Below are 7,980 nucleotides of genomic sequence, written 5' to 3'. Positions count from 1 at the left end.
CTATAATATCTTCTAATTTAATATTATATCTTTCTTTTTCTGATTCTCTTTCTTTTATTTTTTTATCTTTTATTTTTTCTAAAGTTTTTTCAAGTTTTTCTTTTAACTCTTTTGCATTATAATTACATTCTTCTTCTAATATTCTTATATATTCTTTACATACTTTAATTTCTAAACTTTTTTCATCTTTTATTTTGAATAAATTTAAATTAAATACGCTTTTACCAGCTATAATTCTCTCTTCTTTATTATTCATTTTTAAACCTCCAAATTATATATTGTGTATTTTTTTGAAATCTTTTTAACAGTTTACTGCTTCATAGAACAAGCTCCATATTATTTCTATTTTTCTTTTAGGTTCTTCTATGTTTCTACACTTTTCAATTGCTTTCTTTTTAACTTCCTTGAATCCATTTATATAAAAATTAGGATTTTCTTGTATTAATGTTTCTATAATATATTCTTTAGTTTTTTCTATCTCATATGTGTTAGGAGCTTGCTTTGCTGCATCGTCGAATATTTCAACTACTTCAAGTACATTTTCCTTTATTTCATTAGCCCACAAATTATTAAATGTTATTTCTTTTGCTTTTTCTTTTGCTTCTTCATAAGTTGTATTATAATCTTTAATTTTTTTTAGTTTATAAGGTGCTTGCGTTTCTGCTTGTAAAAAACCCCAATTTCTATTTTTTTCAGCGAATGAAGAATCTTTTAATGTTCTATTTATATAAGCTGATTTTTGAGTTAAGGAATTGTATTCTAAAATATATCTAAAGTTATCTATAAAGAACTTTGCACTATCTATATTTCTTATTTCTTCTCTTATTCTTTCAATTTTTCTTTTACGCTTCTCTATTATTTTAACTGTATCATCCTCTTTCCATTTTTTTATTTCTTCAATATCAATTTTTTCCAATTCATCTACTAATATTAAAATGTCTTTTCTTATATTATTTGCCCATTTGATTTGTTTTTCAGACCCATTTAACTCTTTCAATTTTATATCCCCTTTTTTATTTAAGAAAGATAAGCAAAGACTAAATTGTACTTTGTAATCCACATCATTATATTTTCTTTTTATTTTTCCTGCCATTTCATGTGCTTTTTTAAATAAATTTTTCATCTTTACTTATCCCCCCTGTATTTTATTTGTTAATTATATTATAACGTCTAAACGTGCATAAGTCAATATAAATAACGTTAAAACATGTTAAAATATTTTTAAACATTTATACATTGACTTTATCACGTTAATACGTTATTATAATTGTATAAACATTAAATAGGAGGGAATTGAAAATGATTAGTAATAAAGAAATTCATGACCTAGGTTTTGAAATAGGGAAAAGTAAGGTTTTGAGTGTTAGCAAATTACTGCAACTTAATTCTGCTTGCAGGATGCAAGATAGGAACGCAATATTGAGTATATTATTACCTGCTTACTTGGGAGCTAAAATAAGCTTTCCCGAAGAACTTTTTATGAATATAGAAAATACTGATTTTATGTTAGCTTATCAAATAGGTTTAGTGGCTGGTAATGCAAAAGAAAATGCAACTTTTGATGGTTTTATTTCTTTAGCAGATGCTAGTGAAAGATATAATATTCCTCAAGCCACCTTGTTGAGTGCAATAAAAAGAGGTGCTTTTAAAAATGAGGAGGACTGTAAAAAAATTGGAAGGGATTGGATTTTCAAAGTTAGTTCTCTTGAGGATAAATATGGTGTTGAGGAAGTAGAGCCATATGGCATTGAAGATGATTATGTAGATGAAGAAGAATAAAAAAAGGAGGTAGCAACTAGTAAATTAGCTGCTACCTTCTTTTTTATTTATAAATTATCTTTGTATGCTCTTTCTATTCTATTTTTACCCTGTCTAAAATCATTATTGTCTAGTTCTATACCTACAAACTTTCTTTTAGTATTTGCACATGCTACACCAGTCGCACCACCTCCAAAACAATTATCTAATACAACCTCATTTTCTCTAGTATATGTTTTTATTAAATATTCTAATAAATTTGTTGGTTTTTGGGTTGGATGGATACAATTAGTTTCTTTATTAAAATATAATGTGTTACTAGGATAATTTGTGTATTCTTGTATATATTCTTTGCCAGTTAATCCACCATGATATATTTCTCCTTGACTACCTTCTTTTTTTACTTTTTTAATTGGCTTATCCAACTTTTTTAAATTCTGCGGTATATATAAAGGTGCCTTCTTATAAAAAACATTTATATCCTCTACACATCGTAAAGGCTGATATTTACAAAATGCAAATCCTGTTTTTGTATTTTTAATCCAGTACCAACTATATTTATAATTTTTTAAATTAGATGCAATTAATTTAGTTGTAAATGGTTGAGCTGAAAATAAAACCATAGCTCCATTATTTTTTATTATTCTATTATATTGTTTCCACATCTCTTCTAAGTTTATAATACTATCCCATTTGCAATTAGTCATTCCGTAAGGAAGGTCGCATAAAATTAAGTCTATTGATTTGTCTTTTATAGTTTTCATTACCTCAATACATTCCCCATTGAAAAGCTGATATTTTTGTATGTCTAACATATTGTAACCCTCCTAATATTATGTATTATATTCGAGTTGAATCTGGATATAGTATTTATTGTTATGCTTAATATCTTACTTTTTTATAAATAGCAATGCTTTTTTAATTGTTTCCCAAACATCACTATCGTATATTTGTGTAAACTTTTCACCTGTATTTTTAGCTATTTCCACCATTTTTTTACTAGCTCCACCACCAACAACATATAAATTTTGTGTTCGATGGGGTTTATAATTTTCTATGTCTGTGACTAGATAACTTTCTTTTGCTCTCTTATAATATAAACCTAAAATGTCTGCTGCTACTTTATCATCTCCAGAATAAACTACCGTATGTTTATATCTATTGTAATTATTTTTTTCTGCTGAACTCATGTGTTTAGTTATAGCTTCTACAATTGCAGTAGCTAATTTATCAGCTCCTAAATTCAGATATTTATTTGCATCATCAGTGTCCACAAAGCATATTTCTATTAACATGCTTTTAGCTTTAGTTTTATTTACTACATATAAGCCACTTCCATCTTTTACACCTCGATTTATAAATCCTAAATCAGAAATTTTTTTACAAACATCTATAGCATCTTGATACTGTTTACCTTTATAAGTATACACTTCGCACCCTTTGCCACCACCAGCATTGAAATGTATGCTTACAAACCAATCCAAATCTTGTCTATTTGCTTGTGTTGCTATTTTAGATAAACATTCTGATTGAGTAGACGCTTTATCTATAGTACAGTCTACTACATTATTACCTAATTTTTTTAATTTATCTATTACTTTATATCCTACATTCCTAGTTTCTGTTGACTCATTTATTTTACCTATAGCTCCAGAGCCTGCTCCTACCTTTGTATGTCCACAATTTATTCCTATTTTCATTTTATTTGTTCTCCTTTCCAAGTTGTTCTAATGCTTCTTTAATTTTATTCGGTATTGGTAAACCTATCGCTGCACAATTTTCTGTTATACTTAATGCTTCATTCGCTATGTAAAAATAACAAACTAATGTCTTAAATATCCAGTCTCCATTATTTATTAGTCTATCTAATAATGCTGCTACTGCCACAATTACAAGTATTCCACTTTTTTTTGCAATTCCTTTGAATCCTACATTACTAGAAAGCTTCTTAAGTACAAACCCTTTGATTACTCCAAACAGATAGTCTATTAACATAAGAGTTAATAGGATAGCCAGCACTTCCTCCCAAGCTCCAAATAACCACGTAAAATACGTTCCTATCAGTGCTGTAATAGTGTTTAATTTTCCATCATAAATATTCATTTTTCTTTTTCCTCTCTTTTTATTATTAAATTTTAAATAGCTAATTAATAGACATATACATAAAAAAAGAACCTATATTTCACTTGGTTCTACTGGTGTTTCTTCTTTAATTAATAAATTTGTTAACTCTGTATATTCACTTTCTTTTATTCTATTCATTGCATAGAATACATCTAGCTTAGTTTGTAACTCTTCTTTAGTCTTAAAGTTTTTTTGTTCAATCATTCTTTTTAAAATATTATGCATATTATCACCTCCTGTTTTTATTTATTTTATAACACATTGTTTGTGTTAAGTTCTAACATAGCTATTCTATAAGCATTATCTATCAATAAACTATCCTGTTGTTTTTGATTTTCTATTAACACTGTAATTTTATTTGCATTTATTTCTTCAATTAATGGTTCTGGTTCGACTTGATTCTTTTGTAGTTCCAACCACTCATTGTAGACTTCTTCGCCTATCTTAATTAGCTCTTCACCTTTTATTACTGGAGTAAACAATTGTTTATCTTCTGTAATAAAATAATTATCTATATTATTTAAATCATCTTCAAGACCATATTCTATTAAAATATTTTTCTTTTCTTCTATATTCATATATAAATTTCCTTTCCTATTCAATAAAATAAGTTCCATAACTATATATATCTACATTACTTGATAGTTCAGTAATTTGAAGGTATCCATTTGCAAAATTAAAATACATAAAGCCTTGAACTAATTGATTATTTTGAGTTGTAAATATTGGAAAAACATAGAAAGTTTTAGGAATAAATCCATTAGGAAGCTTTAATAATGCAATACTATCTGTTGTTGCTCCGCCAGTTATTCGCATGTGAAAACTAACTTGATTACCATTTTTACTTATTATAAATCCATCATTATCTGAAACAGTTCTCTTCCATCCATTTAGAAGTTTATTAGATAAATCCATAATTCTAGGGCTAGACTGGATATGATTTATATTTTTTATACTACTTTTAATAGCTTCTATTTGACTCCCTAAATTTTGAGTACATTCAAAACTGATACTAGGAATAACATTAGAATTACAACTAAATTTAGTTTGATTGTCATATTGTTCTAAATTTATTGAAGAAATATCTATCTCTTTATCCTCTCTCAAAGCTCTTATTAAAGTAACTTTATTATTATTTAACCACGAATTAAATCCATTTAAATCTGGAGTTGATAATCTGCTTTTAAAAATTCGTATCCAAATATTATTTGATGTTTCATAAATTCCTTCAATTGTATTAGTTTTATCAAATATTATCGCTGGTTTAAACATATCACAATATAAATTTGTGTTATTGGATTGACTTGTACCTATAGGATTTTTAAATAATAAAGTTGTATCATTTGAATTAGTTGTAAATTCAGTCCAGAAACTTTGACCATCTAATGTAATTTCTTCACATCTCTGTATTAGCTTATAACAACCAACTTTATAAACTATTCCATCTCTTGTACCATCTGGTAATCCTCTAAGTATATATGGAATTACTTTTTTATCAAACAAACTCATATCTTCTTTACAAGATATAATTTCTATATTTTCTCCTTGACCAACACTTTGTAGCCCTTCAAAATAATTAATATCTACACTTGTATAATCACCTTCTAAAATTATCACTGACTTAGTAAACTCTTGTTTATCTGTATCAGTTTCTCCCCAGCCCTTTTCACTATGGGCTACACAAAGACAGTTAGTATCAGTTATATCTATGTCTATAGTATATAGAGTTTTACTATCTGGATTCATTTTAAATTTAATTACATTATTGTGAAAATAGTATATTTCTTTATTACTTAAATTAATAAATGTATATTCTTTTCCTTTTTCAATGTACTTAAATGGATTTAAATATCGCAAACCTTCTGTTATAGCTATGTTGTTTGGATTAGCTAAATTAACTAGTGTTTTTCCTTCTACATTTAAGTTAGTTAAATAACCTTTCTTACTGTTTTCTATAGTGTACTCTTTTGTATCAATAGTACATTTTATATTTTCAGCTTCAACTAAATTTTCTATATCTAAAATACTTTTTTTACTAGTTTCTGTGTCTGTAAATAATACATCTAAAGCTTGTTTTGAGTTTGAAATTTCTTCGTTTTTTATATTTGTGTAATTTATATCTTCCGCATTAGCGACGATTGTTAATCCTTCTATATCACTAACATTATGTTTATGTTCTTTGTTAGCTTTTTTACTAAGTTCTAAATTAATATTATCCCTTTCATTATTTAATTTATTAATATTTTTTACTACATCTTCATTTAACAACTAATCACCTTCTTTTTTATTTAGAGAGCTACAAGAGCAACTCTCTATTTTGAACATAAAAAAAAGAACTCTTAAAGTTCTATGATATTGGAATCTCTAGTGCTTCACACATTTTTCTAACTTCTTCTCTGTATTTTACAGGTACTTGGTCAATTGTTTTTAAACCTCTTTCTATTAATCCTGTATAAATTGCTGCCATACTACTTCCTCCTTCATTTAATTTTATATTTTTTAATGACATAGTAGATGTTTGTTGACTACTTAATACCATTTCGCATATCTCAGCAGTTGCTAACATTAAATCTGTTATGTCATCATTTTGCGTTTTTTGACTTGCATTTAAATTATCTGATTCTTTCTTTCTTTTCAAATTCTCAATCTTCTTTTTATTTATATTAAACATTTAATCACCTCTAAAGTGTTGATTCATCTATACTAAATATCATAGATGGTCTTTTTATAGCAGTCCAATCATCCCCTTTTTCAACTATTATTTTAGGCTCTGCTTGTGTCATTCCTTTTTCTTCTAATTCATATATTTCTTGATAGCCTGTATCAACTTTTTTCATTTCTAATAAATTCATGTCTTTATGTAATCCAGTATTATTAGTTTTAACCTGTACCTTTAGTTGATTTATAAGCTGATAAATTATATCTCCTACATTTATATTATCTTCTAATGCTCTATCTAATGTTATTGTTAATTTACCATCCGCACTATTTGTTAAGGAAGTTATATTATATTTTTTATTTTTAATAAATAAATTTGCTCCTTCTGAAACATTTATAGAGTTATTCTCTTTATTAATTGTTGCTCCCAAATACATATTGTCACCAAATAAAGTATTTGCTCTGAAATATATATTATTTATACCAAGATTCAATTTTTCAAGAGGAATAGTAAACAGCACAAAATTATTGATAAATTCATTCTTCGAGTGTATTAACTCATTATTTAAATACATCTCAATTTTATCAATTTCATTATTTGAGTCATTAACTTTAAGCTTTATACCAGATATAGTTTTTTCTGATATTTCTATTGATGGTTTTGTTGTAGTTGCTTGGTAAGTCATAAATAAAGTTTCATCACACCCAGCATCTAACCAAAGCAAATCACGATTAAATTCTTCTGGTATTTGAATTTTATTAAATATGTATGGATTATTAGAAGTCATATTATAGCAATCTCTTATCTTACCACATATCCAAAGAGACTTATCTAATTTCCTAAAAGATATATAACCTCCACTTATTTCTATTTCTTCTACATCTACATCAAGCTTAGTAAATGTTTTTATTATAGTATTTGCAGAAGCTTCACCTAATCCAAAATTACCATATCTGTTAAATCCTTGTCCCCAAACTGAATTATCATTTAATAAAACTAAAGTAAATTTATCATCACACATAACTTTCTTTACATTAGATATATTTACTCTTTGCAATCCACTTACTTCATTATTATGACCTAATCCTAATTGGTAATCTGAGTTTAATCCTGCTGAATATAAAGTGCCATCATTTTTTAAAAAGTAAGAGAATCCAACACCACATGCAGCTTGTCTTATATCTGTAAAGTCTAATTTAGTAAAGCTTTTCAATGAAACTGTTGTTCTTGGATTTAATAACTGTCCATAAGAATTATCACCACATCCTAGTAATTCTCCATTCGTATTTACGATTAATGAATGAGTCTTTGACATCCAAAAATCTTTTATATCTTCTTGTAATTCTATTCTGTCATTATTTATATCATATTTTTCTTTATACATAGAGCCTAAAACATTTTTATAATTTATGTCGCTTCGTGATGGTATTATATATTTA

The 7,980-nt window shown here is 26.6% G+C and carries 10 protein-coding genes and 1 pseudogene; 1 reads left to right on the top strand and 10 read right to left on the bottom strand.

Annotation, left to right across the window (positions count from 1 at the left end):
• Positions 1-256 (bottom strand): hypothetical protein (locus KGF50_RS19000; RefSeq protein ID WP_227849512.1); only part of this gene is annotated, 256 nt, incomplete at its 3' end.
• A 45-nt stretch (positions 257-301) separates the two neighbouring features.
• Complete coding sequence (locus KGF50_RS18995; RefSeq protein ID WP_227849511.1) at positions 302-1,123, bottom strand: hypothetical protein; 822 nt, start codon at positions 1,121-1,123, stop codon at positions 302-304.
• A gap of 176 nt (positions 1,124-1,299) precedes the next feature.
• On the opposite strand from KGF50_RS18995, the gene KGF50_RS18990 reads away from it, so the two are divergent.
• Positions 1,300-1,779, top strand: a complete 480-nt coding sequence (locus tag KGF50_RS18990) for a hypothetical protein (RefSeq protein ID WP_021382870.1) — start codon at positions 1,300-1,302, stop codon at positions 1,777-1,779.
• Between the two features lie 47 nt (positions 1,780-1,826).
• Here the strand turns inward: KGF50_RS18990 and KGF50_RS18985 are convergent, their stop codons facing one another.
• The 8 genes and pseudogenes from KGF50_RS18985 to KGF50_RS18950 form a co-directional block, all read right to left on the bottom strand.
• Positions 1,827-2,573 carry a DNA-methyltransferase gene (locus tag KGF50_RS18985; protein ID WP_021382877.1) on the bottom strand — a complete coding sequence of 249 codons (747 nt, stop codon included), beginning with the start codon at positions 2,571-2,573 and terminating at the stop codon, positions 1,827-1,829.
• Positions 2,574-2,648: 75 nt separating this feature from the next.
• Positions 2,649-3,458: an N-acetylmuramoyl-L-alanine amidase gene (locus tag KGF50_RS18980; protein ID WP_227849510.1), complete on the bottom strand. Its 810-nt coding sequence runs from the start codon at positions 3,456-3,458 to the stop codon at positions 2,649-2,651.
• A gap of 1 nt (position 3,459) precedes the next feature.
• Entirely contained in the window at positions 3,460-3,861 is a 402-nt protein-coding gene (locus tag KGF50_RS18975) for a phage holin family protein (RefSeq protein ID WP_227849509.1), read from the bottom strand.
• Positions 3,862-3,933: 72 nt separating this feature from the next.
• A complete protein-coding gene (locus KGF50_RS18970) occupies positions 3,934-4,107 on the bottom strand; it encodes a hypothetical protein (RefSeq protein ID WP_227849508.1) in 174 nt (57 codons plus the stop codon).
• Between the two features lie 26 nt (positions 4,108-4,133).
• Positions 4,134-4,460: a hypothetical protein gene (locus KGF50_RS18965; RefSeq protein ID WP_227849507.1), complete on the bottom strand. Its 327-nt coding sequence runs from the start codon at positions 4,458-4,460 to the stop codon at positions 4,134-4,136.
• Between the two features lie 16 nt (positions 4,461-4,476).
• The gene (locus tag KGF50_RS18960; RefSeq protein ID WP_227849506.1) at positions 4,477-6,150 is read right to left on the bottom strand and encodes a hypothetical protein; all 1,674 of its coding nucleotides are present in this window, start codon (positions 6,148-6,150) and stop codon (positions 4,477-4,479) included.
• Positions 6,151-6,229: 79 nt separating this feature from the next.
• Positions 6,230-6,553, bottom strand: a complete 324-nt coding sequence (locus KGF50_RS18955) for a CD1375 family protein (protein WP_227849505.1) — start codon at positions 6,551-6,553, stop codon at positions 6,230-6,232.
• A gap of 10 nt (positions 6,554-6,563) precedes the next feature.
• A pseudogene (locus KGF50_RS18950) lies at positions 6,564-7,980 on the bottom strand (chromosome condensation regulator); the annotation flags it as partial.

This window comes from Clostridioides sp. ZZV15-6598, assembly GCF_020657705.1.
GTDB classification, from domain to species: Bacteria; Bacillota; Clostridia; order Peptostreptococcales; family Peptostreptococcaceae; genus Clostridioides; species Clostridioides difficile_F.
The sequence above is the reverse complement of the archived record's forward strand: the minus strand, read 5'-3'. Positions and strand labels throughout refer to the sequence as shown.

What these genes read in the sequence shown, in the direction of transcription:
- KGF50_RS18995 (WP_227849511.1), bottom strand. Translation starts at nt 1,123, where the DNA reads ATGAAAAATTTATTTAAAAAAGCACATGAAATGGCAGGAAAAATAAAA.
- KGF50_RS18990 (WP_021382870.1), top strand. Translation starts at nt 1,300, where the DNA reads ATGATTAGTAATAAAGAAATTCATGACCTAGGTTTTGAAATAGGGAAA.
- KGF50_RS18985 (WP_021382877.1), bottom strand. Translation starts at nt 2,573, where the DNA reads ATGTTAGACATACAAAAATATCAGCTTTTCAATGGGGAATGTATTGAG.
- KGF50_RS18980 (WP_227849510.1), bottom strand. Translation starts at nt 3,458, where the DNA reads ATGAAAATAGGAATAAATTGTGGACATACAAAGGTAGGAGCAGGCTCT.
- KGF50_RS18975 (WP_227849509.1), bottom strand. Translation starts at nt 3,861, where the DNA reads ATGAATATTTATGATGGAAAATTAAACACTATTACAGCACTGATAGGA.
- KGF50_RS18970 (WP_227849508.1), bottom strand. Translation starts at nt 4,107, where the DNA reads ATGCATAATATTTTAAAAAGAATGATTGAACAAAAAAACTTTAAGACT.
- KGF50_RS18965 (WP_227849507.1), bottom strand. Translation starts at nt 4,460, where the DNA reads ATGAATATAGAAGAAAAGAAAAATATTTTAATAGAATATGGTCTTGAA.
- KGF50_RS18955 (WP_227849505.1), bottom strand. Translation starts at nt 6,553, where the DNA reads ATGTTTAATATAAATAAAAAGAAGATTGAGAATTTGAAAAGAAAGAAA.